Origin of the sequence: Micromonospora lacuserhaii, assembly GCF_036902735.1 — a bacterium.
GTDB lineage: Bacteria > Actinomycetota > Actinomycetes > Mycobacteriales > Micromonosporaceae > Micromonospora.
The window spans coordinates 81652-104250 of the sequence record NZ_JBAKHO010000012.1; the positions used below are offsets into that span (position 1 = coordinate 81652).

The window sequence follows — 22599 nt, forward strand, 5'->3', positions numbered from 1 at the left end:
GCCCGGACAGCGGTCGACGGGGCACACTCGGGGCATGCCGGAGCGTACCGATCTCGCCGCCCTCATCACCGGCCACAGCGCCGTGATCGAGATGATCAATTCCGGTGACGCGGCCCTGCCCGTCCTCACCGAGCTGCTCCGGGTGGCCCGCGCGGCGCTCGGCGCGGCCAGCCTCGCCTTCGTCGAGTTCGGCCCGGCCGGTGGCCGGGTCATCGCCGCCAGCGGCGCCGCCGCCGAGTGGACCATCGGCCGGCCGCTGCCCGCCGCCGACCCGGCCACCATCTGCCTGCTCGCCGGCCCCCGCGTCCGCCAGGTCCGGGTGGACCACCTGCCCGGCCCGCTCGCCGGCGAACTGGTCGCCCGCGGGCTGCGCCGGATGGTGGTGGCCCGCGCCGAGATCGGCGGGCTCACCGTCGGCAGCCTGCACGCCCTCTACCCGGACGGGGAGGAGTCCGAGGACGCCGTCCAGCACACCACCCTCGGCTACCTCGCCTCCTGCATCGCGCACATGTACGGCGACCAGAGCGGGCTGCCCGTGCACGGTGACGGCCCGGTGGTCGCCGCGCTGGCCGACGGGCTGGCCGTGGTCGACCGGGACGGCCACGTCCGGCTCTGGAACCCGGCCGCCGTCCAGGTCACCGGCCGGTCCGCCGCCGAGGCGCTGAACCACCCGCTGCCGTTCCCGCTCCCCCCGTCCGGCCAGGTGCTCGACCACCAGCTGCCCGACGGCCGCTGGCTCCGGATCACCTCCGGCGAGCTGCCCGGCCCCGGCACGCTGCACGTGGTGACCTTCCGGGACATCACCGACCAGCAGCGCCGCGACTCCGAGCGCGACCTCTTCGTCGCGGTCACCAGCCACGAGCTGCGTACCCCGGTCACCGTGATCAAGGGGTACGCGGACACCCTCACCGACCACTGGGAGTCGCTGACCGAGCACGACCGTCGGCTGGCCGCGCGGGTGATCGGGCAGCGCGCCAACGAGTTGGCCCGGCTCGTCGACCGGCTGCTCACCTCGGCCACCGACGGACGCCCGAACGGCGACCCGACCGTCCCGTTCGACCTCGGCGACGCGCTGCGCGCCACGGTGCCGGACCTCCCGGCGGACCTGCGCCACCGGCTCGTCCTCGACCTGCCGGCCGACCTGCCCAAGGCGCTCGGCGACCGGCACAGCATGGCCACCGTGCTGACCGAGCTGGTCACCAACGCCGGTAAGTACTCGCCCCCGGACACGCCGATCGAGGTCACCGCCGGCAGCGACGGGCAGACCGTCTCGTTCCGGGTCAGCGACCGGGGCATCGGCATCCGTCCGGAGCACGTCGAGCGGGCCTTCGACCGGTTCTGGCAGGGCGAGTCCGGCGACCGCCGCGGCTACCCCGGGGCGGGTCTGGGGCTCTATCTCGTCCGCCGGATCGTTGAACAGCAGAATGGTTGGGTATCCCTCCGGCCGAGAAAAGGTGGCGGTACGGTCGCAGAGGTGCGGCTGCCGCGGGGATGACCCGCCGCGCCGGCGGGCGTACGGGGAGAGGGAGCGGGGTGTCGACGGGAGCGGTCGAGCGGTCGTGGTGCGTGGTGGTCCCCCACCACGCGACCGGAGCGCGACTGGCCCGGCACCGGCTCGCCGACGAGCTGGCCGAGGTCGTCCCCCCGGTTCTGCTGGCGGACCTGGTGGCGGTCCTGGCGGAGCTGGTCGGCAACGCGGTCCGGCACGCCGACCCGCTGCCCGGCGGGGTGGTCCGGGTGGCCTGGCGGCTGCGGAGCACGCCCACCGGTCCGAGCGTGTCGGTCCGGGTGACCGACGGCGGCGCGGCGGCCGGGCCGCGGCTGCGGGCGGCCAGCCCGGACGCCGTCGACGGCCGGGGCCTGCACATCGTCGCCGGCCTGGCCAGCCGCTGGGGTGTCGACCGGGACGGCCTGGGCCAGAGCGTCTGGGCGGAGTTCGACCCGGCCGGCACGGCCCGACCGGACCTCGTTCCGGCCGGCTGACCGGGGGATCGGGGCGGGTCCTGCCCACCTTGTCGACGCGCGGGCTCTAGGCTGTCTCGCCGTGAGCAAGCGTCGAAAGAACCAGCGCGTCGTCGAAGCCGCCCCCCGCCGGGAGAAGGTCCGGGACGTCTTCGTCCCCCGTCCCTTCGAGGGGCTCGTGGACGAGCCGGAGTGGATCGCCCTGCGCGAGCTCGTACCGGCCGCGTCCGCGCCGCTGCGACTCACCCCCGAGCTGGTCGAGGAGTACGGCGACCGCCCGGTCACCCTGGCCACCGTGCTCCCGATGGCCGCCCCGGCGATGACCAAGCCGGACGGGCGGGTCTTCATCGGCCTCCAGCGCCACCAGCAGTCCGGGGACGTCTCCCGTGACCTGGCCGACGCGCTGCTCAGCGCGCTGCGCACCGAGCCGGGCGGCCAGGTCTCCGTGCCGCCGCTGCCCGGCCCCGGCCCGCGCCTGCAGGACATCCTGGTGGACGGTCCGCTGCAGATCACCATGCACGACGGGTTCGACTTCTGGCTCGACCCGGGGGCGACGAACGACCCGAACGTCCAGGCCTCCCTGGAGCGGGCGAACGCGGCGATCTACCCGACGGTCCGGCTGGCCGCCGCCAAGGCCGCGTACTGGTGCCAGGTGCCGGAGAAGGCGCACGTGCGCTGGGTGCTGGGCGACGACGAGGACGCCGCGCTGGACGCGCTATCCCGGCTCTCCGCCGCCGGCAGCCTCACCCTGGGCGAGGGCACGAAGTTCGCCGGCATGTTCCGGGCGCACGGCCGGCTCGCGCCGGTCTGGGACCTCCCCGAGGACGTGCCGGCGGGCGACTGGGAGGAGCCGGTGGCCGGCTTCGCCAAGCGCTACGCCGACGCCCTGACGGAGACCGCCCCGCTGGACGCCGCCGGCCGCCGCGCCCGCCAGGGCCTACTCGGCCGCCAACTAACCCTCCGCTAACCCCGCCCCCCACCCCCGCCCCCGCCACCGCCCCCGGCGATCTTGCGCTTTCGGCCCGCGTAGTGCACTATTCGCCCCTTTTTTCGGGGCCGAAACTGCAAGATCGCGGGGCTGTCGGCGTCCGCGTGCTGGTTACGGGGTGGGGTGCAGCGGGTCGCGGGTCAGCGGGCAGGACATGCAGCGGGGGCCGCCGCGGCCGGAGCCGAGCTCGGAGCCGGCGATCGGGATGACCTCGATGCCGGCCCGTTCGAGCTGCGCGTTGGTCTCCACGTTGCGTTCGTAGCCGACGCAGAGCCGCGGGGCCAGGGCGAGGGTGTTGTTGCCGTCGTCCCACTGTTCGCGCTCCGCGGTGACCGGGTCCAGGCCGGTGTCGATCACCCGGAGCTGGTCGATGTCCATCGCGTCGGCGGCGGCGCGCAGGAACGGCGCCGGGCCGTCCACCTGCGGCTCGCCGTCCGGGCCGGCGACCACGGTGTACGCCGACAGGGTGCTGGCGATGTTCGGGTACATCAGCACCGCGTCGACGTCGACCATCGTGCAGACGGTGTCCAGGTGCATGGTGGCCCGCTCCTGGGCGATCGGCACCACCAGCATGGTGTGCGCGAGCCCGGCGGCGAAGACCTGCCGGGCCAGCCGCTCCGCCCCGGCCGGCGTGGTCCGCTCGCCGACCCCGACGGCGAGCACCCCGGGGGCGAGCAGCAGCACGTCGCCGCCCTCCAGGTGCTCCAGCCCGTGGTGGTAGACGGACTCGGTGCCGGCGAAGCGCGGGTGGTGGCGGTAGATCGCGTCGGTCAGCGTGGTCTCCCGCCGGCGGGCCGGCATGGCGAGGCTGGTGACCCCGACCCGGTCGCCGATCCACAGTGACGAGTCCCGGGTGAAGAGCAGGTTGGGCAGCGGGTCGATGACGAAGTCGTGCCGGTCCATCAGCGTCCAGACCAGGCCGCCGGGGCGCTCGGCGCTGACCCGTACCTCCTCGTGGGCCAGCCCGGCGGTGAAAACGTCGGCGAGGGCGGCGGGGTCGAGGTAGGCGAGGTGGTCGGCGACCCGGCGGCGCAGCGTGTCGCCCAGGCGCGGGGAGCGGAGCACCTCCTCGGTCAGCTCGGCCCGGGCGTCGGCGACGGCGAGGGTCTCGGCGAGCAGGGTGGAGAGGTAGAGCACCTCCACGCCGCGGGCCCGCAGTTCCGCCGCGAAGGCGTCATGCTCCTCCTGTGCCCGGCCGACCCATGGGATAGCGTCGAAGAGCAACGAGTCGTTGTTGCGGGGGGTGAGCCGGGCGAGTTCGGGCCCCGGCCGGTGCAGCAGTACGGTGCCGAGCCGACCGACCTCGCTGTCCACGTAGTGGGTCACCCTCGCAGCGTAGGGCAGATGTGAAGTGTGTTCAGCGGAAGAACTGTGGATGAATATGGCATTCATCCGCACTCATTCCGGCGCTCCAACTTGCCGTACCCCCGCACTGGCAACGTAGGGTAGTGGGGACATAACTTCGAGGGACCTTTTGCCGGAGGTCGCGATGACTGTCTTTCCCGCTCGTCGAGCCGTACCGACCCGGGCACTGCCGCCCGTGGCGGTGCCGCATCCCCGAACCGACGCCTCCTCGGCGCTCGAGCCGGCCCGACCCACCCCACTGGAGTGGGCGCGTCGCCGCCGCGCCGAGCGGGGCGCCCGGCGCCTGGAGGCCGCCGGCGCACGCGCGCTCGGGCAGCTCGACCACCTGGGGCCCGCCTGGCACGTCATCGAGTGGCCCCGCACCGACGTCGCCGACGTGCTCCGCGACCACGGCCAGGACGAGCGGGCCGGGTTCCTCGCCATCGGCCCGAGCGGGCTCTTCGCGGTGAGCATCGCCGACCACGGTCGCGCCCGGGTGCTGGTCGCCGGGGACGTGGTCCAGATCAACGGCAAACGACCGCCCTACGTGGCCGAGGCCCGGCGGGACGCCAAGCGGGCCAGCAAGGCGCTCTCCGAGGCGGTCGGCCTGCCGATCCCGGTGTCGCCGGTGCTGACCTTCGTCGGCTCCGGCGTCATCAGCGTCTACGGCCTCCCCAAGGACTGCCTCATGGCGACCCACCGGGAGCTCGACCGGCTCCTCGTCGCCGGGGGCAACCGGATCAGCCCGGCCACCGCCGAGAAGCTGTCGCGGGTCGCCCAGCAGCCGCAGACCTGGTGGAACGGCACCTACCGGTCCGCCGCCGACTACCGGTGGTACGACGAGGGCCGAACGGCCGCTGACAAGCCGGCCGCCCGCCGGTAACGTCACCGGCGACGCCACGCGGCCCGGGGGTCACCCCGCCGGCCCGCGCCGTCGCCGGCCGCCCGGTCAGAGGGCACCCCAATCGTCACCGGCGGCCGATGGCTCCAGCGCGGTCGGCCGGTCGTCGCGACGACCGGCTAGCGTGGACAGACCGTCGGTGTACATAGGAGGCGCGGTGGCCCACGTCGAGCTCTCGCTCTCGGAAGTGTTCGCGCCGACCGGGCGGACGCCGACAGGGCCGGGGTGCGACAACGTCGGGCAGTGGTCGGCGACGGTCTCCCACGCCGACGAGCCCTGCCTGCTGATCGACGCGGAGACCAGGGTGGTGGCCATCTCGGCGTCCGGCTGCGAGCTGCTCTGCCTGGGCGCTCCCGAGGACGTGGTCGGCCTGCCGCTGCTGGAGGGCGGTCTGCGGCTGCTCGACTTCACCGCCGCCCGGCACGAGCTGACCGAGCAGGAGACCGACAAGATCCCGCCGCTGCTCGCGCTGCACTCCGGCCGGTTGGCTCGCGGGCTCCTCCGGGTGCAGGCCGCCGGCGACGAGACCACGTACGCCACCGTCGACGCCATCTCCACCCCGGTGCTCACCGACGGCGAGGTCGCCGGCTCGCTCACCTTCTTCTCCGAGGTCTGACCTGGGGCGAAGTGTGGCACGCGCCGCACGCCGCGACGCTGGGGCCGGCCGAGGCCGACACCGTAAGGTGCCCTCATGCTCGATGTCGCGCTGCTCCCGGGCGAATACGCCGTGTGCCGGCTGGCGGCCGGCGCCCCGCTGTCGCCCGCCCTCTGGGCCGAGCCGGGCGACGCCGAGGTGGTGACGGTGGCCTGGACGGCCGAGGGGATCTCCGTCATCTGCCCCGCCAACCGCACGCCCGTCGGCACGGACGTGGAGACCGACTGGCGCTGCCTGCGGGTGGTGGAGCCGCTCGCCCTCGCCGTCACCGGCACCCTCGCCGCGCTGGTCGACCCGCTCGCCGCCGCCCGGATCAGCGTGGTCGCCTTCTCCACGTACGACACCGACCACGTGCTGGTGCCCGCGGTACGCCTCGCCGAGGCGACGGCCGCGCTGGAGAGGGCCGGGCACCGGGTCCTGCGCTGACCTTCACCGCGCCGCCGGATCCTCCTACGATGGGCTCGGCCACCCCCGGCCGCAACCACGCGCCTCGATGCCCCGAGGCGCGCTCCCCCCGAGGAGCGGTCCGTGCCGTCTGACGTACCGCAGCGCATCCCGTACCGCCGGCTGGCCGGCACCGGCGCGCTGCTCGCCGCCCTGCCGCTCGCCGCCTGCGGCGCCCCGCCCGAGCGCGGCACCGCCGTGCCGCCGCTGCCGCCCGCACCGACCACCGGCCTCCCGACGCCCACCCTGCCCGCGGCCACCCCGGCCGCCACCCCGACCCTCGGACTGCTGCCGACCGAGCTGCCGCCGGCCACCCCCGTGCTGTCGGCCACCCCGGGGCTGGTCGCCGCGCCGTGCCAGGGCCGGCCCTCCGCCGACCGGGTGACCGGCCTGCTGCGCGACTCGGTGCTCCCCCGCGACGTGACCGTCCGGGCCACCCAGGGGCCGCTCTGCGCCGACGACTGGCAGTACACGGTGCTCGCGGTGACCGGTCACGAGGAACTCCAGGTGGTGACCCAGGGCCGACCCGACGCGCTGCGGCTGGTGACCGCCGGAACCGACGTCTGCTCGATCGAGGTACGGGCCACCGCGCCGCCCGCCATCCGGACGTTGGCCTGCGACGCCGGCACCCAGCCGCTGCCCGGTGCGTAGGCTGGTCGACATGCCCGGAACACCACCGACCCGCTTCGTCTACCTCGGACCCGAGGGCACCTTCGCCGAGCAGGCGCTGCGCACCGTGCCCGCCGCCGAGCACGGCAGCCGTACGCCCGCCCGCAGCGTCGGCGAGGCGCTGGAGAGCGTACGGGCCGGCGAGGCGGACGCGGCCCTGGTGCCGCTGGAGAACTCGATCGGCGGCGCGGTCGGGGTGACCCTGGACGAGCTGGCCGAGGGGGACCCGCTGGTGATCACCCGCGAGGTGATCCTGCCGGTGGAGTTCGTGCTCGGCGCCCGCCCGGGCACCGGCCTCGGCGCGGTCCACAGCGTGGCCGCCCACCCGCAGGCGTCCACCCAGTGCCGGAACTGGCTGCGCGACCACCTCCCCGACGCGGTGGTGGTCGACGTGCTCTCCAACGGCGCGGCGGCGGCGGGCGCGGCGGCCGGCGAGTACGACGCGGCGATCTGCGCCCCGATCGGGGCGGCCCGGCACCGGCTGGCGGTGCTCGCTGACAAGATCGCCGACCATCCGGACGCGGTGACCCGCTTCGCGCTGGTGTCCCGCCCGGGCCCCCCGCCGCCCCCGACCGGGGACGACGTCACCTCGCTGGCGGTCTACATCGCCCATGACCGGGTGGGCGCGCTGCTCTCGGTGCTGATGGAGCTGGCCGTCCGGGGGGTCAACCTGACCCGGATCGAGTCCCGCCCCACCGGTGAGGCGCTCGGCCGCTACCTCTTCTTCCTCGACTGCACCGGGCACGTCGCCGACGTCCGGATGGGCGAGGCGTTGCAGGGGCTGCGCCGGGTCTGCGCCGACGTGCGCTTCCTCGGGTCGTACCCCCGGCACCGCTGGACCGACGGCGGTGGTGACCGGCCGGTCCCGGCGCCGGCGGGGCTCTCCGACGCCGACTACGCCGACGCGGCGGCCTGGCTGGCCCGGCTGCGGGCCGGCGAGCTGAGCTGACGACGGTGGGGCACCCGAACCGGGTGCCCCACCGTCGGACGGGTCAGCTGAGCAGGCCGCCGAGCAGGCCGCCCTGCTGCTGCTGGGCGCCGCTGCCCTGCACCGGGGGCTCCTCAGAGGGCTGGACCACCACGAAGCCCTGACCGGCGAAGCTCATGGTGAACGCCTCACCCGTGGTGCGGCCGAGCAGCGAGCCGAGGCCGAGCTGCTCCGCCCGGTGGTAACCGGTCTGCAGGTTGGCCGACCAGCAGACCGCGGCCTGCGGGTCGACGTAGGTGGGGGCGTCGACGTTCAACACCACCGGGGTGCCCTTGGTGGTGATGGCGATCCGGCCGTGGCCGCTGAAGACGCAGTTGAACAGCCCGGAGGACGAGGCCATGCCGGCGCCGCCGACCATCTTGATGTCGTACGACAGGGTGGAGTCGAAGGCCAGCACGCTGGACCCGTTGATGGAGAGGGCGTCTCCCGGCTCCAGGTCGATGATGTGCACGTCCTTGCTGAGGTCGGCGAGGAAGACATCGCCGTGCCCGGAGAGCTTCATCAGCGGCACGCCCTCGCCGGTGAGGCGCTGCTTGATGAACTTGCCGATGCCGCCCGAGCCGAGCGCCTGGAACTGCACCTGACCCTGGTAGGCCACCATCGAGCCGACCCGGGCCATCGCCTCGCCGTTGAGTTCGATCTTGAGCATCTTGGAGTTCTGCAGCCGCATGCCGGGCTGGGCGGACTCCTTCTCCAGGTTCTCCGCGGAGAACAGCGCGCTGCGCATGGGATTCCTCCTGATTCGGGGTGTGCTGCCCCGACCGTAGGCGACCCGTGCAACGGCGACCATCGGCCGAGCGGGGCGGTCAGCCCCAGCCGAGCGCGTGCAGCCGCTCGTCGTCGATGCCGAAGTGGTGGGCGATCTCGTGCACCACCGTCACCGCCACCTCGTCGACCACGTCGTCCTCGGTGTCGCAGATCCGCAGGATCGGGCGACGGTAGATGAGGATCCGGTCCGGCAGCACCCCGGAGTAGTCCCAGCCCCGTTCGGTCAGCGCGTGCCCCTCGTAGAGCCCGAGCAGGTCCTCGCCGGGCGGCGGGTCCTCCTCGACCAGGATCACCACGTTGCTCATCAGCCTGAGCAGTTCCTCGGGCACCTCGTCGAGGGCCTCCCCGACGAGCTCCTCGAACCGCTCCCGGCTCATCTCCACGGCCACACCCCCATCCTCCCCCACCGCCACGCCCCCACCCCCGCCAAGATCCGCGCATGTTCGCGGAACGAGTGGCCGTGGCGGGTGCGACAGCCACTCTTTCCGTGAAAGTGCGGGCGGGGAGGCCGGGGATGCGCGACGCCGCCCGGCCCCGAAGGGGGGGGCGGGCGGCGTCGGAGTGGGTCAGGCCAGGCGGGCGGAGAGGGAGATCTGGGCGCCGGGCGAGAGCAGCCGGGAGATCGGGCAGTTCTCCTTGGCGGCCTCGGCCAGCTTGGTGAACTGACCCTCGTCCATCCCCGGGACCTGGCCGACCGTCTCCAGGTCGATCCGGGTCACGGACATGCCCGCCTCGGTCTTGTCGAAGTGCACCTTGGCGGTGGTCTCGACCGACGAGTCGGTGGCGCCGGCGTCGGCGAGCTGCTTGGAGAGGGCCATCGAGAAGCAGGCGGCGTGCGCGGCGCCGATCAGCTCCTCGGGGTTGGTGCCCTCGCCCTCCTCGAAGCGCGACTTGAAGGAGTAGTTGCCGGAGAGGCCGCCCTTGCCGGTGCGGACGGTCCCGGCACCCTCGGTGAGGTTGCCCTGCCAGCGTGCGGAAGCGGTACGGATAGGCATGCCCCGACGCTAACCGATGCGGCAGCCGCCGGCGACCGGTCGGCGCTACGACCCGGCCCCGACTCGCCGGTCCCCGGGGCCGGGTCGTGCCATGATGCGGGGCAGGCCCGCGACTGCGGAAGGTGGCCGATGTCCCAGGATCTCCCCATCCCGCGGCAGGACGACCGGTCCGACGGCACCGCCGTCGTCGAGTGGGGCGCGGTGGAACGCCCGCCCGCGGGCCGGTTCGGCCACGCGCTGGCCGGGCTGGGTCGGGACCGCCGGCTGCCGCTGGTGCTGGCCGCCCTGGCCGCGGTCGCCGCGACGGCGTCGCTGGTCGGCGAGTGGCTGGTGATGACCGTGCCGAACGGTGGCCCCGACGGCGGCAGCCCGGTCCGGGTGCCGGGCGGGGTGGCCGAGGTGGGCGGCTTCGGCGTCGCGTACCTGGTCGGGTTGCTGCTGCTGGCCGTGGCGGTGACGCTCGCCCTGCGCGGCCGGCCCGCGATCCGGCCCGAGGCTCGGCTCGCCGGCCTGGCCCTGGCGGGCGCTCAGCTGGTGCTGCTCACCGCCACCGCCTTCTCGCTCGACGACTCCGGCCAGCGGGCGCTGTTCTACTCCCCGGAGGACGGCTTCCAGGTGGAGTACGGGCGCGGTCTGGTGACCGCCTTCGCGGCCGTGGTGCTGGTCGCCGCCGCGCTGCACCTGGCCGGCCGGGGGTCGGCCCACCGGCCGGACGGGGCACCGGAGAAGCCGCGCCGGGCCGAGCGGGACGAGCGGGACGACCGGCCGCCCGCCCCCGCCGACCTCACCGTCACCTCGACCGTGCCGTTCGCCCGCCCCGGATCGGGGATCTGAGAGCCCTCCGGGAGGGCGCGGTGACGCCGGATCGCCGTCACCGCGCGTTGGTATCCGATTCGCCGGGAAGCCATGGTTGCGACCCGTTCCGCGAGGTACGGTTGCTGCCCGCCGTCACTCCGGGTCGACGTACCGACGACTGAAACGGTTGGCTGCGACGGCGGCGGGCAAGGAGGAACGATGCCCCGCCCGGGACTGCCCAAGCTGATCGCCACCGACCTCGACGGCACGCTCGTCCGTAGCGACGAGACCGTCTCGGCGTACACCCACGCGGTGCTCGACCGGGTCCGCGCCGCCGGGATCCCGGTGGTCGGCGCCACCGGCCGCGGCCCACGACTGGCCGAGTTGACCCGCAACGACATCCGCGCCGCCGACTTCCTGGTGATGGCCGGCGGCGGCCGGGTGGTCGACCAGAGCGACCCGGCAGGCCCGGTGGTGCTCCGCGACGAACGCCTCCCCGCTGAGGTGCTGACGCATTTGATCGGTGAACTGGAGGCCGAGGTCGGCCCGCTCACCGTGATGGTCGAGGCGTCCGACGAGCACGACGCCCCGCTCTGGGGCGACTACCACCCGAGCTGGCCGTACCAGGACCGGTTCGAGGCGCGCAGCCGCGCCGAGTGCCTCTCCTGCGACGTGATCAAGGCGTTCGCCCGGACCGCCGACCACCACGTCGACGAACTGCTGGCGGTCGCCCGCCGGATCGTCCCGGCGCAGGTGGCCACGCTCACCCAGGCCGGTCTGGGCTTCATCGAGATCTGCCCGCCCGGGGTGGACAAGGCCACCGGGCTGACCGTGGTCGCCGAGCGGCTCGGCGTCGACCCGGCGGAGGTGCTGGTCTTCGGCGACCAGCCCAACGACCTGCCGATGTTCGGCTGGGCCGGCTGGGGCCGGGTGGCCGTCTCCAACGCCCACCCCGAGGTCCGGGCCGCCGCCGACGAGGTGACGTTGCGCAACGACGACGACGGGGTCGCCGTCTACCTGGACCGGCTACTGTCCCGGTGATGGGAGAACGACCGCGGCTCGTCGCCACCGACATCGACGGCACGCTGCTCGGCGACGACGCCACGATCAGCCGGCGCACCGCGGCGGTGCTGGAGATGATCTCCGCCGCGGGCACCCCGGTCGTGCTGGTCACCGGCCGTCCGATCCGCTGGCTGCAACTGGTGTACGACCAGCTCGCCGCGCCGCTGCCGGCGATCTGCGCCAACGGGGCCGTGGTGTACGACCCGGTCACCGACGAGGTGCTGCGGGCCGATCCGCTCGCCCCGGAGCTGCTCGCCGAGGTGGCCCGCCGGCTGCGCGCCGCGGTGCCCGAGGTGAGCTTCGCGGTGGAGATCGTGGACAGCCGGCAGATGCGGCACGAGGCGCACTACCCGCTGCGCTGGGACGCCGACCACGACGCGATCCGGGCCGTCGAGTCACCGGAGGAGCTGCACTCGGTGCCGGCGGTGAAGCTGCTGGCCCGCGCCCGTGACCAGGACCCGGACGTCTTCGTCGAGGTGGTGGCCGGGGCGCTGGAGGGGCTGGCCGAGGCGACGCACTCGTCGTACAGCGGGTTGGTGGAGATCTCCGCGGCCGGGGTGACCAAGGCGGCCGGGCTGGCCTGGTACGGCGCCCGGCTGGGCGTGGACGAGCGGGACGTGCTGGCCTTCGGCGACATGCCCAACGACGTGCCGATGCTCACCTGGGCCGGTCGGGCCGTGGCGGTGGCCAACGCCCACCCCGCCGTCCTGGCGATCGCCGACGAGGTGACCGGGGCGAACACCGAGGACGGCGTGGCGGCGTACTTGGAGAAGGTCTTCGGGGTGGGCTGAGCGGGCCGGGCGCGCCCGCCTCAGAGGTACTGGCCGGTGGGGTGCCCCTCGCCCGACGGCTGGCCCATGCCCGGCATGCCGGGCATCACGCCGGCCGGCCCGCTGGGCAGCGCCTGCCGGCCGGAGCGCATCTGCTCCAGCTGCACCCGGGCGGCCATCTGCTGGGCGACCAGCGCGGCCTGGATGCCGTGGAAGAGCCCCTCCAGCCAGCCGACCAGCTGGGCGTGGGCGATCCGCAGCTCGCTCTCGCTGGGCGCCTTGTCGTCGGTGAAGGGCAGCGCGAGGCGCTCCAGCTCCTCGCGCAGCTCGGGGGCGAGCCCGTCCTTCAGCTCGACGATCGACCGCTCGTGGATCTCCCGCATCCGGTGCCGGCTGGCGTCGTCCAGCGGAGCGGACTTGACCTCCTCGAGCAGCTGTTTGATCATGCTGCCGATCCGCATCACCTTGGCCGGCTGCTCGACCAGGCGGGTCGGGTCCTCGCCCGCCGCGTCGTCGGTCTGCACCGTGCCGACCGGCCGCCCGTCCGGGCCGACCACCACCACGGTGCCCGGGTGTCCGGCGCCGTCGCGGTCCGGCTCGTCGTTCTCTCCAGCGAAGTGCGCTTCGGTCATGGCACCCATCTTTACCCACGCCGAGGTGGCGCACGCGCCCGGACCGGCTCCGGGGGGCGGTCGGACGGCGGGTCGCGCTACCGTCGCCGGCATGTCCGCCGACCCGCGCGCCGTGCTGACCCGCCCGGCGCCGCCACCCGACCGCACCGTCGCGTACGGGACGCACCCGGACCAGCTGGTGGACCTGCGCCGCCCGGCCGGCGACGGGCCGGCCCGCCCGCTGGTCGCGGTGCTGCACGGCGGGTTCTGGCGAGCCGAGTACGACCGCGCCCACACCGGCCCGCTGGCCGCCGCGCTGGCCGGCCTGGGCTGGCCCGTGGCCCAACTGGAGTACCGGCGCACCGGGCAGCCCGGAGGCGGCTGGCCGGGCACCCTCACGGACGTGCTGGCCGGGGTGGCCGCGCTGCCCGGACTGGCGGCGGACGCCCTGCCCGGGCGGGTGGCCGCCGGGCCGCCGCTACTGCTCGGGCACTCCGCCGGCGGGCAGCTCGCGCTCTACGTCGCGGCACACGCCCCGGCCACCGTGGCCGGGGTGCTCGCGCTGGCCCCGGTCGCCGACCTCGCCGAGGCGTACCGGCGGGACCTGGACTCCGGTGCGGTGGCCGCGCTGCTCGGCGGCGGACCCACCGACCACCCGGACCGGTACGCGGCCGCGGATCCACGGGCGTTGGTGCCAATCCGAACACGCACAGTGATCGTCCACGGGTTGCGGGACCAGCAGGTTCCGGTCGCCCTCAGCCGGTCCTTCGTGACCGCCGCGCGGGCCGCCGGGTCGGACGTCAGCCTTCGTGAACTGCCAGAATGTGAGCACTTCGGGCTCATCGATCCAGATTCGGCGGCCTGGCCACAGGTGAGAGCTGCGTTGCAGTCGCTGCACGAAGATCAATAGGCATTGACGCAGCGTCGCCGACCAGGTAGAACGCCGAGGGGGCGGTGACGCCCGGCAACGTTCTCGGAAGGATTTCGGTGTCTCAGATGAACCGCAGGCGGGCCCTCCAGCTGCTGGCCGCGCTCGGTACCACCGCGCTGGCCGCCGGCTGCGGTGACGACGACGACGCCGCATCCACCAGCGACGGCTCCCCGATCAAAATCGGTCTGATCGCACCCGAGAACGGGCCCGGCAAGACCATCGGCCAGGACGTCGTCAACGGCTTCCAGCTCTACCTGACCCTCAACGGGCAACGGCTCGGCGGGCACCCGGTGAACCTGCTGACCGCCGACGAGGGCTCCTCCGAGAAGACCGGTCAGGCCGCCGTCGACCAGCTCCTCGCGCAGGGGGTCCTCGCGCTCACCGGCGTGGTGAACCCGGCGGTGATGACCACCGTCCGGGACACCGTGGAGAAGGCCCGGGTGCCGCTGATCGGCTCCAACGGCTCCCCCACCAGCCTGCAGAGCGTCGTCTACATCTGGCGCACCTCGTACGTGCTGGACGAGCCGGGGCGTGCCCTCGGGGCGTACCTGAAGCAGACGCTGGCGGCCGACAAGCGGATCGCGATCATCGCGCCGGACGACGCACCCAGCCAGGACGTGGTCCAGGGGTTCCGCCAGGTGCTCGGCGTCGACGACCCGCGCATCCTGGGCGAGCCGATCTGGACGGACAAGACCGCCACCCCGAACAGCAGCACCTACCGCTACGACATCCGGCAGATGCTGGCCCGGAAGCCGAACGCCGTGTTCTGCTTCTTCGCCGGCCCCGCCGCGGTCCAGTTCATCCGGCAGCTGCGCGAGGAGGGCTGGCGCGGGCCGGTCTACGCGCCCGGCTTCCTCACCGAAGGCACGGTCCTCGACGAGCTGCGCAGCAGGCTGGTGAACGACGACGACAAGCTGCTGCCCGGCACGATCCACACCGCCCTGAACTACTCCGCCGACCTGACCAACCTCGCCAACCGGACCTTCGCCTCCGCGTACCGGAAGACGTTCAACGTCTCCCCCACCACGTACGCGATGGCCTCGTACGACGCCGCGCAGGTGCTCGACAAGGCGATCGAGCTGGCCGGGCCGAGCCCGACCTCGCAGGGGGTCAACCTGGCCATGGGCAAGATCGGTCAGATCGATAGCCCGCGCGGGACGTGGCAGTTCAACCAGCCGCGTACCCCGCAGCAGAAGTGGTACCTGCGCAAGGTCCAGCTCGACGGCCGGCTGCTCTCCAACGTGCTGATCAACGAGATCGCCACGCTCGGCTGAGCGTCACCCCCTTAACGACGAAGGGCCGGTCCCCCACGGGGGCCGGCCCTTCGGGCGTCTGCGGAGCCGTCAGTGGCGCAGCTCGGCGATGCAGCACTTCACGCTGCCGCCGCCCTTCTTCAGCTCGGCCAGCTCGACCGGGACCGGGGTGTAGCCGGCCGCCTTGAGCTTCCCCGCCAGCCGGCTCGCCTCGCTGTTGAGCACCACGTTCGCGCCGTCGGAGACCAGGTTCAGGCCGAAGGAGAGGGCGTCGGAGTCGTCGGCGACCACCGCGTCCGGGAAGAGCTGGGTAAGGACCTTCTGACTGGCCGCCGAGAAGGCACCCGGGTAGTAGACGACGTTGGTGTCGTCGATCGAGGCCAGCGCCACGTCCAGGTGGTAGAAGCGCGGGTCGACCAGCCGCAGCGAGACGACCGGCCGGCCGAGCGCCTCCTGCGCCTCGGCGTGCGCCGGCAGCTCGGTGCGGAAGCCGTGCCCGGCCAGGATCAGGCCGCCGTGCGCCTCCGGCAGGTAGGCGAAGTCGCCCTCGCCCTCGTTGGTCTCGCTCGGCGCGATGAAGTGCCAGCCCTGCTGCTCGTAGAAGGCGCGGTGCGCGGCGGCCTCGGCGGTCCGCTGCTCGTGCTTGAACTGCGCGCCGTAGACCGTCCCGTCCACCACGAAGGCGCCGTTCGCCGCGAAGACCATGTCCGGCAGCCCGGCCTCGGGGGTGAGCAGGTGCACGTCGTGACCGAGACCGACCAGGGTCTCGCGCAGTCGGTCCCACTGCTTGACCGCCAGGTCCGCGTCCACGGCGGTGGTGACGTCCATCCAGGGGTTGATGGCGTACTCGACGGCGAAGTGCTCAGGGGAGCACATGAGATATGTCCGCTTTCGCGGGACGCGCTGCTGGTTCACGGTGACCAAGGGTAGGTAGCGTAGAACTTTGGTAACAGCCAGAACCATTGCTTCCCAGAGGCGGAACGTTGCAGATCGACGCGGTGGACCAGCGAATCATTGCGCTGCTCGTGGCGGACGCCCGAGCGTCGTACGCCGACATCGGAACCCGGGTGTCACTCTCCGCTCCAGCGGTCAAACGACGCGTCGACCGACTCCGCGCCACCGGGGTCATCCGGGGCTTCACCGCGGTGGTCGACCCGGCCGCCGTCGGCTGGACCACCGAGGCCTTCGTGGAGCTCTTCTGCGCCGGCCGCACCACCCCCGCCCAGATCGGGGTGGCCGCCCGGCGACACCCCGAGGTGGTCGGCGCGTACACCGTCTCCGGGGAGGCCGACGCGCTCGTCCACCTGCGGGCCGCCGACATCTCCCACCTGGAGGACGCCCTGGAACGGCTGCGCGCCGAATCCTTCGTGACCTCCACCCGCAGCACCATCGTCCTCTCCCGGCTGGTCGAGTCGCCCGGCGTCGGCCCGTCCACCGGCTGACCGTGCCCGACCGGGCCGGCGCGTCCCGGCGGGAACCGCACGGCGGCGGGGCACGTCGGAAGAGGACATGACCCGTGGAACCGCCCACGCCGCCGCCGGCGCCCTGCTCGCCCTCGGCCTGCTGGCCGGGAGCGCCCCGTCCGGCGTCGGACCGGTCGACCCGACGACCACCGCCGCGCCCCGGCTGGTCGCCTACGACTCGTGCGCCGAGGCCCTGGCCGACCTGCGGTCCGCCGCCACCGCCGCGGTCGGCCCGTGGGGCTTCGGCCCCGGCTGGCGTACCGGCCTGGACATCGCGGTGCCCGCCGGGGTAGCCGAACGGGCCGCCGCGCCCGACCACTCCGTCACCAACGCGTACGAGCCGGACGCCGACGAGCCGGACCTGGTGAAGACCGACGGCCGGCGGATCGTCACGGTGACCGGCGGCGTGCTGCGGGTCGTCGACCCGGCCACCCGCACCGTCACCGGACGACTGGGCCTCGGCCCGGTCGAATGGACGGCCACCGGAGCCGGGGCCGGGCTGCTGCTGCGCGGCGACCGGGCGTTGGTGCTGACCCGCCCCGCCGCCCCCGACGCCGGGCCGCTGACCCGCCCCGCGCCGCCCGGCTCCGCCGTGTCGCAGCCCGGCGCGCCCGTTGAGCGGCCCGCCGGCCCGGCCGGCCCGCGCCTCGTCCTGGTCGACCTCGCCGGGGCGCCCCGCGTCCTGGCCACCTACCGGATCGACGGGAGCCTGCTCGACGCGCGGCTGACCGGCGGGACCGCCCGGGTCGTCGTCCGCACCACCCCACGGCTCTCCTTCCCGTACGCCGAGCAGGGCACCGACGAGGAGCGGAGCGCGGCGAACCGGGCGGTGATCGCCCGGGCCGGCCTGGACGCCTGGCTGCCCGGATTCGAGTGGACGGCCGGCACCGCGCACGGCTCCGGCCGGGTCGGCTGCGACCGGGTCAGCCGACCCGCCACCGGCTCCGCCACCACGCTGGTCACCGTGCTCAGCTTCGACCTCGGCGCGGACCGGCTCGGCGACGGTGACCCGGTCGGCGTCGCGGCCGACGCCGACACCGTCTACGGCACCGCCGGCAGCCTCTACCTGGCCGGCCGGCGGGAAGACCCGGTCCCCGCGACGGCCCGCGGTCGCTGGGCGGCACCGACCGCCACCGACGTCCACCGGTTCGACCTCACCGGCCCGGGCCACCCCCGGTACGCCGCCACCGGCCGGGTCCCCGGCGCCCCGCTGAACCAGTACGCCCTCTCCGAGTGGCGCGGCGACCTGCGCATCGCCACCACCACCGGCGAGGGGAACGCCAGCGAGTCCGCGGTGCACGTGCTGCGCCGCCGCGGCGACACCCTGGCCGACGTCGGCCGGGTCGGCGGCCTCGGCCGGGGCGAGCGGATCCAGGGGGTGCGCTTCCTCGGCCCCACCGGATACGTGGTGACCTTCCGGCGCACCGACCCGCTGCACACCGTCGACCTCGCCGACCCGACCGCGCCCCGGGTCACCGGCGAACTGGAGATCACCGGCTGGTCGGCGTACCTGCACCCGCTGCCCGACGGCCGGCTGCTGGGGGTCGGGCAGGAGGCGGACGAGCAGGGCCGGGCGCTGGGGCTCCAGATCTCCCTCTTCGACGTCACCGACCCGGCCCGGCCGGTCCGGCTGGCCCGCCACCACGTGCCCGGCGCCGGCTCCGCGGCGGAGTTCGACCCGCACGCGTTCCTCCACCAGCCCGCCACCGGGCTGGTCGCCCTGCCGGTGGGAGCCGCGGTGCGGCTGCTGCGGGTCTCCGCCACCGGGATCACCCAGGTCGGCACGGTCGACCACGGGCCGGGCCGGACCGTCACCCGGTCGCTGCTGGTGGCCGGCACCCTCTGGACGGTCTCCGACGCGGGCCTGGCGGCCACCGATCCGGCGACCGCCCGCCCGCTCGGCTGGCTTCCCGCCTGAGCCGTCACTTTCTCCGGTGTTGACCTCACCTCGGCTTCAGGTTGTCGACTGGAGCCCGGGAACGGCGGAGGGGGAAACGTGCGGGCGGTGTGGCTGACGGAGTTCGGTGGGCCGGAGGTGCTGACACCCGGGAACGCCGAGGACCCGGTACCGGGTCCGGGGCAGGTGCTGATCGAGGTGGCGCACGCCAACCTCACCTTCGTCGAGACGATGTTCCGGGCCACCGGGTTCGGGCCGTTCCGCGCCGCGTTGCCGGTGATCCCCGGCAACGGGGTCGGCGGGCGGATCGGCGCGGTCGGCCCGGGCGTGGACCCGGCGCTGGTCGGGCGACGGGTGGTCAGCGGCACCGGCGGCTCCGGCGGGTACGCCGAACGGGTCGTGGTGGACGCCGCCGCGCCCTTCGACGTGCCGGACGGGCTGCCGCTGGACGAAGCGGTGGCGCTGCTCGCCGACGGCCGTACCGCGCTGATGCTGGTCGGCGCGGCCGCCCCGCGACCAGGCGAACGGGTGCTGGTCGAGGCGGCCGCCGGCGGGGTGGGCGGGCTGCTGGTGCAGTTGGCCACCCGGGCCGGCGCCCGGGTGGTGGCGCTCGCCGGGGGCCGGCGCAAGACCGACCTGCTGCGCGGCGTCCGTCGGGCCGGCGCACCGGAGCCGGTGGCGACCAGCGCCGAGGTGGTGGTCGACTACCGGGAGCCCGGCTGGCCGGACCGGGTCCGCGCGGCGGTGGGCGGGGTGGACGTCGTCTTCGACGGGGTGGGTGGCGACATCGCCCGGGCGGCGTTCGAGCTGCTCGACCCGGGCGGGCGGATGGTCAGCTTCGGGCTGGCCGGCGGGAGCTGGGCCGAGCTGCCCGAGGAGCTGGCGGCGGCGCGTGGGGTGACCCTGCTCCGCCCGGCGGCCGACCCGGCCGAGCTGCGCGCCCTCACCGCCCGGGCGCTGGCCGAGGGCGCGGCCGGGCGGCTCCGGCCGCTGATCGGGCAGCGCTTCCCGCTGGAGCGGGCCGCCGAGGCGCACGCCGCGATCGAGTCCCGCGCCACGATCGGCAAGACCCTGCTCGACGTCGGGTGAACCGCCCGACCGGACCACGGACGGCCCGGCCGGCGGCGAGAACTCAGAGGTACATGCCGGTCCGGTGCTCCGACTCGCCCCGGCCGGGCTTGTCGCCCTCGCCGAAGAAGCGCTTGCCGCCGAACTCGCCGTGCAGCCGGTCGTCCAGCTCGTCGGCCAGCCCGGTCATCACCTGCACGGCCAGCATGAGGTGGGTGGCCTGGAAGTTGCGGCCGAAGACCGGGATGGACGCCCAGACCGTGTCGTCGGCGCAGTAAAGCCGGCCGATCGGCATCCGGTTGGTCAGCTCGGAGAGCTTCACGTAGAGCCGCTCGGTCGGCTCGACCTCGGTGAGCACCGGGGAGAAGACGTCGACCAGGGGCGGGTTGTCGCGTACCCGGACGAAGACCATCGCCGAGCCGGCCCGGATGTTGATGTCGCCGTCCGAGTCGACCTGGAGTTGGTCGGCGTTCGACTTGAGCAGCGTCGAGACGACCGTGCGGACCCGCTCCTCCAGCGCCAGCACGTCGCTCTCGCCACCCGGTGCGCTCGCGGCGGCGGCCAGCGCCTCGTCGAGGTCGGCCTCCACGTCCCGGTCCGGCCCGAACTCGCTGCGGGCGGTGCCCAGCGGCTCGGCCGGCAGCGGCTCCCCCTCGGCGTCGTGCACCAGGTAGACCAGGAAGGCCGGGTGCGGGGCGCCGTAGACGTCGCGCAGGGTGCGGGAGAGCAGCGCGGCCAGCTTGCTCGCGTCACCGCCGGAGGCGTCCAGCCCGAACTGCTCGCCGGAGCCCGCCACCACGCCCGGCGGGGACCAGCCCAGCGCGATCATGTCGGCGACCGCGGCGCGGTCCAGCCGATAGCCCTGCGGAAGGGTGGCGTTGCCGACCGCGCGGGCCGACAGCCGACCCTCGTCGCGGGCGTCGACGCTGATCGAGTAGACCGCGTCGCCGGTGCCGGAGGCGGTCGGATCGAGGGTCAGCTCCAGGTGCGCCCCGGTGGGCAGCGTCCGCAGCCTCTCGGCGAGCGCACGGGCGAACTCCCGCCACGCCTCGGTCACCTTCGCTCGCAGGTCGGCCGTGGTCGGCTCGTCCAGCAGGACCGACTCGTACTGTTCCGGCGCAGCGCCGGAATGATCACCGGTCGGCACCGAGGGGTGGTCTGCCGTCATGATCGCCTCCGTCCGTCAAGGTCACCCTACCCAGGCACGCCGGGGATCGAATCCACCGCGACCGGGATCGGACACCCTCCTCACTCCGGACGTTCGCCGCCCAGCTCCACCGGCCAGGTGCCGGCCAGGGCGCTCAGCCGGGCCGCCGCGTCGGCCGGCTCCGCGCCGCGACCCACCGCCACCCCGAGCAGGTACGCGGTGACCGGCGCGCCCGGCCGCAGCACCTGGTGCGCGACGTCCTTGGCCAGGTCCAGCACCGTCGGCACCGGCACGTCGGCCGGCTCCAGGCCCAGCTCGGTGCAGGCCGCCGTGATCCAGTCGTCCATCACCGTCATCGTGTCCACTCCTCCGCCCGGCGTACGTCGGAGTCAGTGTCGCAGTCGAACCAGGGCGGCGGGCCACTGGCGGACCAGGCCAGCTCCCCCACGGTCAGCTCACCGAGCAGCTCCCGCATCGAGGCGCCGTCGAGGGTGCCGTCACGCCGGGCGGCGAGCCGGCCGAGCGCGGCGCGCAGTGGCGGAACCCGCCACACCCCACAGAGCGGTTGCCGTCGACCGTCGCCGTCGACCAGGCAGACACCGTCGGCCCGCTCGGAAGACAGCGCGCGGAGCAGGACGCCGACCGCGTCCCGGGTGAGCAGCGGCAGGTCCGCGGCGAGCAGGGCGACGATGGTCGTACCGGTGGGGAGCAGGGCCAGCCCGGCGGCGACGGCGGCCACCGGGCCACCGCCCGGCGGGTCCTCCCGGGTCACCAGAACGTCGGCGGGCACCCCGTCGGCCGGCCCGACCAGCACCCGCGGGACGGCGTCGGACACGGCCGCCAGGACCCGCTCGCGCATCGGCCGGCCGCCGACCGGCACGGCCGGCTTGTCCCGACCGCCCATCCGCCGGGCCGCCCCTCCGGCCAGCACCACCGCCGCGTACGCCGTCACCCGGCCACCGTAGCCGTCGTGGGGGACGCCGGCCGCCGTGCGGGTGGACGGTCGGCGGGGGCAGGATGGCGGGATGGGACGGGCGACTGATCGACGCGGCGTGCTCCGGATCGACCTCGACGCGTCGGCCGACGGGCGCGCCCCGGTCCGCCGCCAGGACACCCTGTCGGTGGAGGAGCCGTTCGAGATCCGGGTCGGCCCGGCGGGCCCAGGCCGGCGCCGGCCCCTCGCGGTGACCATGCGGACGCCCGGTGACGACATCGACCTGGCGATCGGCTTCCTGCTCACCGAGGGGCTGATCCGCTCGACCGAGGACGTGCTCACCGCCCAGCTCTGCGCCGGTGCGGAGACGCCCAACACGTACAACGTGGTGGACGTGGTGCTCGCCCCCGACGTGCCGGAGCCGACCACCGACCCGTCGCGGAACTTCTACACCACCAGCTCCTGCGGGGTCTGCGGCAAGGCCAGCATCGAGGCGATCCGGACCCGCTCGCCGTACCCGGTGGCCGAGGACGACCTGACGGTGCGGGCGGACGTCCTCGCCGGGCTGCCGGACCGGCTGCGCGCGGCCCAGCGGGCCTTCGACCGCACCGGCGGGCTGCACGCGGCGGGCCTCTTCACCCCGGACGGGGAGCTGGTGGTGCTCCGGGAGGACGTCGGCCGGCACAACGCCGTGGACAAGGTGGTCGGCTGGGCGGTGCGGGAACGCCGGCTGCCGCTGGCCGGGCACGTGCTGTTGGTCTCCGGCCGGGCCAGCTTCGAGCTGACCCAGAAGGCCTGGATGGCGGGCGTACCGCTGCTCGCCGCCGTCTCCGCGCCCAGCTCGCTCGCCGTCGACCTGGCCGACGAGGCGGGGATGACGCTGGTCGGCTTCCTGCGCGGCCGGACGATGAACGTCTACGCCGGCCCGCGGCGGGTCACCGTCGACTGACCCGC

General features: G+C 74.5%; 26 protein-coding genes. 17 read left to right on the forward strand and 9 right to left on the reverse strand.

The window, feature by feature from the left end; genetic code table 11:
• Nucleotides 1–34 precede the first annotated feature (34 nt).
• The 3 genes from V6U81_RS11430 (at nucleotide 35) to V6U81_RS11440 (ending at nucleotide 2929) form a co-directional block, all read left to right on the forward strand.
• A complete protein-coding gene (locus tag V6U81_RS11430) occupies nucleotides 35–1495 on the forward strand; it encodes a PAS domain-containing sensor histidine kinase (protein WP_334487746.1) in 1461 nt (486 codons plus the stop codon).
• Entirely contained in the window at nucleotides 1492–1983 is a 492-nt protein-coding gene (locus V6U81_RS11435) for an ATP-binding protein (RefSeq protein ID WP_334487749.1), read from the forward strand. Before V6U81_RS11430 ends, V6U81_RS11435 begins: the two co-directional genes overlap by 4 nt.
• Nucleotides 1984–2044: 61 nt before the next feature.
• Nucleotides 2045–2929: a DUF5926 family protein gene (locus V6U81_RS11440; protein WP_334487752.1), complete on the forward strand. Its 885-nt coding sequence runs from the start codon at nucleotides 2045–2047 to the stop codon at nucleotides 2927–2929.
• Between the two features lie 132 nt (nucleotides 2930–3061).
• Here the strand turns inward: V6U81_RS11440 and V6U81_RS11445 are convergent, their stop codons facing one another.
• Nucleotides 3062–4276, reverse strand: coding sequence for an arginine deiminase (locus V6U81_RS11445; RefSeq protein ID WP_334487754.1), 1215 nt, complete (start codon nucleotides 4274–4276; stop codon nucleotides 3062–3064).
• A gap of 163 nt (nucleotides 4277–4439) precedes the next feature.
• Between V6U81_RS11445 and V6U81_RS11450 the strand changes: the two genes are divergently transcribed.
• From V6U81_RS11450 to pheA, 5 genes are all read left to right on the forward strand, one after another.
• Nucleotides 4440–5177 (forward strand): hypothetical protein, encoded by a 738-nt coding sequence (locus V6U81_RS11450; protein WP_334487757.1) that lies wholly within the window; start codon nucleotides 4440–4442, stop codon nucleotides 5175–5177.
• A gap of 175 nt (nucleotides 5178–5352) precedes the next feature.
• Nucleotides 5353–5811 (forward strand): PAS domain-containing protein, encoded by a 459-nt coding sequence (locus V6U81_RS11455; protein ID WP_334487760.1) that lies wholly within the window; start codon nucleotides 5353–5355, stop codon nucleotides 5809–5811.
• A gap of 75 nt (nucleotides 5812–5886) precedes the next feature.
• A complete protein-coding gene (locus V6U81_RS11460) occupies nucleotides 5887–6276 on the forward strand; it encodes an ACT domain-containing protein (protein WP_334487763.1) in 390 nt (129 codons plus the stop codon).
• A gap of 102 nt (nucleotides 6277–6378) precedes the next feature.
• The gene (locus tag V6U81_RS11465; RefSeq protein WP_420884009.1) at nucleotides 6379–6945 is read left to right on the forward strand and encodes a hypothetical protein; all 567 of its coding nucleotides are present in this window, start codon (nucleotides 6379–6381) and stop codon (nucleotides 6943–6945) included.
• Between the two features lie 10 nt (nucleotides 6946–6955).
• A complete protein-coding gene (gene pheA, locus V6U81_RS11470) occupies nucleotides 6956–7912 on the forward strand; it encodes a prephenate dehydratase (protein ID WP_334487766.1) in 957 nt (318 codons plus the stop codon).
• Nucleotides 7913–7955: 43 nt separating this feature from the next.
• Here the strand turns inward: pheA and V6U81_RS11475 are convergent, their stop codons facing one another.
• From V6U81_RS11475 to V6U81_RS11485, 3 genes are all read right to left on the reverse strand, one after another.
• Nucleotides 7956–8678 (reverse strand): AIM24 family protein, encoded by a 723-nt coding sequence (locus V6U81_RS11475; RefSeq protein WP_334487769.1) that lies wholly within the window; start codon nucleotides 8676–8678, stop codon nucleotides 7956–7958.
• A gap of 79 nt (nucleotides 8679–8757) precedes the next feature.
• Nucleotides 8758–9102, reverse strand: a complete 345-nt coding sequence (locus V6U81_RS11480; RefSeq protein ID WP_334487918.1) for a metallopeptidase family protein — start codon at nucleotides 9100–9102, stop codon at nucleotides 8758–8760.
• A 183-nt stretch (nucleotides 9103–9285) separates the two neighbouring features.
• Entirely contained in the window at nucleotides 9286–9714 is a 429-nt protein-coding gene (locus V6U81_RS11485; RefSeq protein ID WP_334487772.1) for an OsmC family protein, read from the reverse strand.
• Nucleotides 9715–9843: 129 nt separating this feature from the next.
• On the opposite strand from V6U81_RS11485, the gene V6U81_RS11490 reads away from it, so the two are divergent.
• The 3 genes from V6U81_RS11490 (at nucleotide 9844) to V6U81_RS11500 (ending at nucleotide 12362) form a co-directional block, all read left to right on the forward strand.
• Nucleotides 9844–10548 carry a hypothetical protein gene (locus V6U81_RS11490; RefSeq protein WP_334487775.1) on the forward strand — a complete coding sequence of 235 codons (705 nt, stop codon included), beginning with the start codon at nucleotides 9844–9846 and terminating at the stop codon, nucleotides 10546–10548.
• A gap of 180 nt (nucleotides 10549–10728) precedes the next feature.
• Entirely contained in the window at nucleotides 10729–11550 is an 822-nt protein-coding gene (locus V6U81_RS11495) for an HAD family hydrolase (RefSeq protein WP_334487778.1), read from the forward strand.
• Complete coding sequence (locus V6U81_RS11500) at nucleotides 11550–12362, forward strand: HAD family hydrolase (protein WP_334487781.1); 813 nt, start codon at nucleotides 11550–11552, stop codon at nucleotides 12360–12362. Before V6U81_RS11495 ends, V6U81_RS11500 begins: the two co-directional genes overlap by 1 nt.
• A 20-nt stretch (nucleotides 12363–12382) precedes the next feature.
• On the opposite strand, the gene V6U81_RS11505 is transcribed toward V6U81_RS11500, so the two are convergent.
• Nucleotides 12383–12982, reverse strand: coding sequence for a bacterial proteasome activator family protein (locus V6U81_RS11505; RefSeq protein ID WP_334487784.1), 600 nt, complete (start codon nucleotides 12980–12982; stop codon nucleotides 12383–12385).
• Between the two features lie 82 nt (nucleotides 12983–13064).
• On the opposite strand from V6U81_RS11505, the gene V6U81_RS11510 reads away from it, so the two are divergent.
• Both V6U81_RS11510 and V6U81_RS11515 read left to right on the forward strand, forming a co-directional pair.
• On the forward strand, nucleotides 13065–13862 hold the full coding sequence (locus V6U81_RS11510) for an alpha/beta hydrolase family protein (RefSeq protein WP_334487787.1): 798 nt from the start codon (nucleotides 13065–13067) through the stop codon (nucleotides 13860–13862).
• A gap of 77 nt (nucleotides 13863–13939) precedes the next feature.
• On the forward strand, nucleotides 13940–15157 hold the full coding sequence (locus tag V6U81_RS11515; protein ID WP_334487789.1) for an ABC transporter substrate-binding protein: 1218 nt from the start codon (nucleotides 13940–13942) through the stop codon (nucleotides 15155–15157).
• A 69-nt stretch (nucleotides 15158–15226) separates the two neighbouring features.
• On the opposite strand, the gene ddaH is transcribed toward V6U81_RS11515, so the two are convergent.
• The gene (gene ddaH, locus V6U81_RS11520; RefSeq protein WP_334487791.1) at nucleotides 15227–16060 is read right to left on the reverse strand and encodes a dimethylargininase; all 834 of its coding nucleotides are present in this window, start codon (nucleotides 16058–16060) and stop codon (nucleotides 15227–15229) included.
• Between the two features lie 59 nt (nucleotides 16061–16119).
• On the opposite strand from ddaH, the gene V6U81_RS11525 reads away from it, so the two are divergent.
• From V6U81_RS11525 to V6U81_RS11535, 3 genes are all read left to right on the forward strand, one after another.
• Nucleotides 16120–16578: an Lrp/AsnC family transcriptional regulator gene (locus tag V6U81_RS11525; protein ID WP_334487794.1), complete on the forward strand. Its 459-nt coding sequence runs from the start codon at nucleotides 16120–16122 to the stop codon at nucleotides 16576–16578.
• 67 nt (nucleotides 16579–16645) lie between these two features.
• Complete coding sequence (locus V6U81_RS11530; protein ID WP_334487797.1) at nucleotides 16646–18517, forward strand: beta-propeller domain-containing protein; 1872 nt, start codon at nucleotides 16646–16648, stop codon at nucleotides 18515–18517.
• 78 nt (nucleotides 18518–18595) lie between these two features.
• Entirely contained in the window at nucleotides 18596–19585 is a 990-nt protein-coding gene (locus V6U81_RS11535; protein ID WP_334487800.1) for a zinc-binding dehydrogenase, read from the forward strand.
• A gap of 43 nt (nucleotides 19586–19628) precedes the next feature.
• Here the strand turns inward: V6U81_RS11535 and V6U81_RS11540 are convergent, their stop codons facing one another.
• The 3 genes from V6U81_RS11540 to mobA all read right to left on the reverse strand — a co-directional run bounded on the left by V6U81_RS11540 (nucleotide 19629) and on the right by mobA (nucleotide 21663).
• Nucleotides 19629–20732, reverse strand: a complete 1104-nt coding sequence (locus V6U81_RS11540) for a T3SS (YopN, CesT) and YbjN peptide-binding chaperone 1 (RefSeq protein ID WP_334487803.1) — start codon at nucleotides 20730–20732, stop codon at nucleotides 19629–19631.
• A gap of 80 nt (nucleotides 20733–20812) precedes the next feature.
• A complete protein-coding gene (locus V6U81_RS11545; RefSeq protein ID WP_334487806.1) occupies nucleotides 20813–21067 on the reverse strand; it encodes a DUF6457 domain-containing protein in 255 nt (84 codons plus the stop codon).
• Nucleotides 21064–21663 carry a molybdenum cofactor guanylyltransferase gene (gene mobA / locus V6U81_RS11550; protein WP_334487808.1) on the reverse strand — a complete coding sequence of 200 codons (600 nt, stop codon included), beginning with the start codon at nucleotides 21661–21663 and terminating at the stop codon, nucleotides 21064–21066. Before mobA ends, V6U81_RS11545 begins: the two co-directional genes overlap by 4 nt.
• Nucleotides 21664–21736: 73 nt before the next feature.
• Here mobA and fdhD point away from each other — a divergent pair, with 73 nt between their 5' ends.
• Nucleotides 21737–22594: a formate dehydrogenase accessory sulfurtransferase FdhD gene (gene fdhD / locus V6U81_RS11555; RefSeq protein ID WP_334487811.1), complete on the forward strand. Its 858-nt coding sequence runs from the start codon at nucleotides 21737–21739 to the stop codon at nucleotides 22592–22594.
• Nucleotides 22595–22599: the final 5 nt, after the last annotated feature.

What these genes read in the sequence shown, in the direction of transcription:
- V6U81_RS11495 (WP_334487778.1), top strand. Translation starts at nt 10,729, where the DNA reads ATGCCCCGCCCGGGACTGCCCAAGCTGATCGCCACCGACCTCGACGGC.
- V6U81_RS11545 (WP_334487806.1), bottom strand. Translation starts at nt 21,067, where the DNA reads ATGACGGTGATGGACGACTGGATCACGGCGGCCTGCACCGAGCTGGGC.
- V6U81_RS11450 (WP_334487757.1), top strand. Translation starts at nt 4,440, where the DNA reads ATGACTGTCTTTCCCGCTCGTCGAGCCGTACCGACCCGGGCACTGCCG.
- V6U81_RS11530 (WP_334487797.1), top strand. Translation starts at nt 16,646, where the DNA reads ATGACCCGTGGAACCGCCCACGCCGCCGCCGGCGCCCTGCTCGCCCTC.
- V6U81_RS11460 (WP_334487763.1), top strand. Translation starts at nt 5,887, where the DNA reads ATGCTCGATGTCGCGCTGCTCCCGGGCGAATACGCCGTGTGCCGGCTG.
- V6U81_RS11490 (WP_334487775.1), top strand. Translation starts at nt 9,844, where the DNA reads ATGTCCCAGGATCTCCCCATCCCGCGGCAGGACGACCGGTCCGACGGC.
- V6U81_RS11500 (WP_334487781.1), top strand. Translation starts at nt 11,550, where the DNA reads ATGGGAGAACGACCGCGGCTCGTCGCCACCGACATCGACGGCACGCTG.
- V6U81_RS11475 (WP_334487769.1), bottom strand. Translation starts at nt 8,678, where the DNA reads ATGCGCAGCGCGCTGTTCTCCGCGGAGAACCTGGAGAAGGAGTCCGCC.
- V6U81_RS11540 (WP_334487803.1), bottom strand. Translation starts at nt 20,732, where the DNA reads ATGACGGCAGACCACCCCTCGGTGCCGACCGGTGATCATTCCGGCGCT.
- V6U81_RS11485 (WP_334487772.1), bottom strand. Translation starts at nt 9,714, where the DNA reads ATGCCTATCCGTACCGCTTCCGCACGCTGGCAGGGCAACCTCACCGAG.
- V6U81_RS11435 (WP_334487749.1), top strand. Translation starts at nt 1,492, where the DNA reads ATGACCCGCCGCGCCGGCGGGCGTACGGGGAGAGGGAGCGGGGTGTCG.
- pheA (WP_334487766.1), top strand. Translation starts at nt 6,956, where the DNA reads ATGCCCGGAACACCACCGACCCGCTTCGTCTACCTCGGACCCGAGGGC.
- fdhD (WP_334487811.1), top strand. Translation starts at nt 21,737, where the DNA reads ATGGGACGGGCGACTGATCGACGCGGCGTGCTCCGGATCGACCTCGAC.
- V6U81_RS11430 (WP_334487746.1), top strand. Translation starts at nt 35, where the DNA reads ATGCCGGAGCGTACCGATCTCGCCGCCCTCATCACCGGCCACAGCGCC.
- V6U81_RS11505 (WP_334487784.1), bottom strand. Translation starts at nt 12,982, where the DNA reads ATGGGTGCCATGACCGAAGCGCACTTCGCTGGAGAGAACGACGAGCCG.
- V6U81_RS11510 (WP_334487787.1), top strand. Translation starts at nt 13,065, where the DNA reads ATGTCCGCCGACCCGCGCGCCGTGCTGACCCGCCCGGCGCCGCCACCC.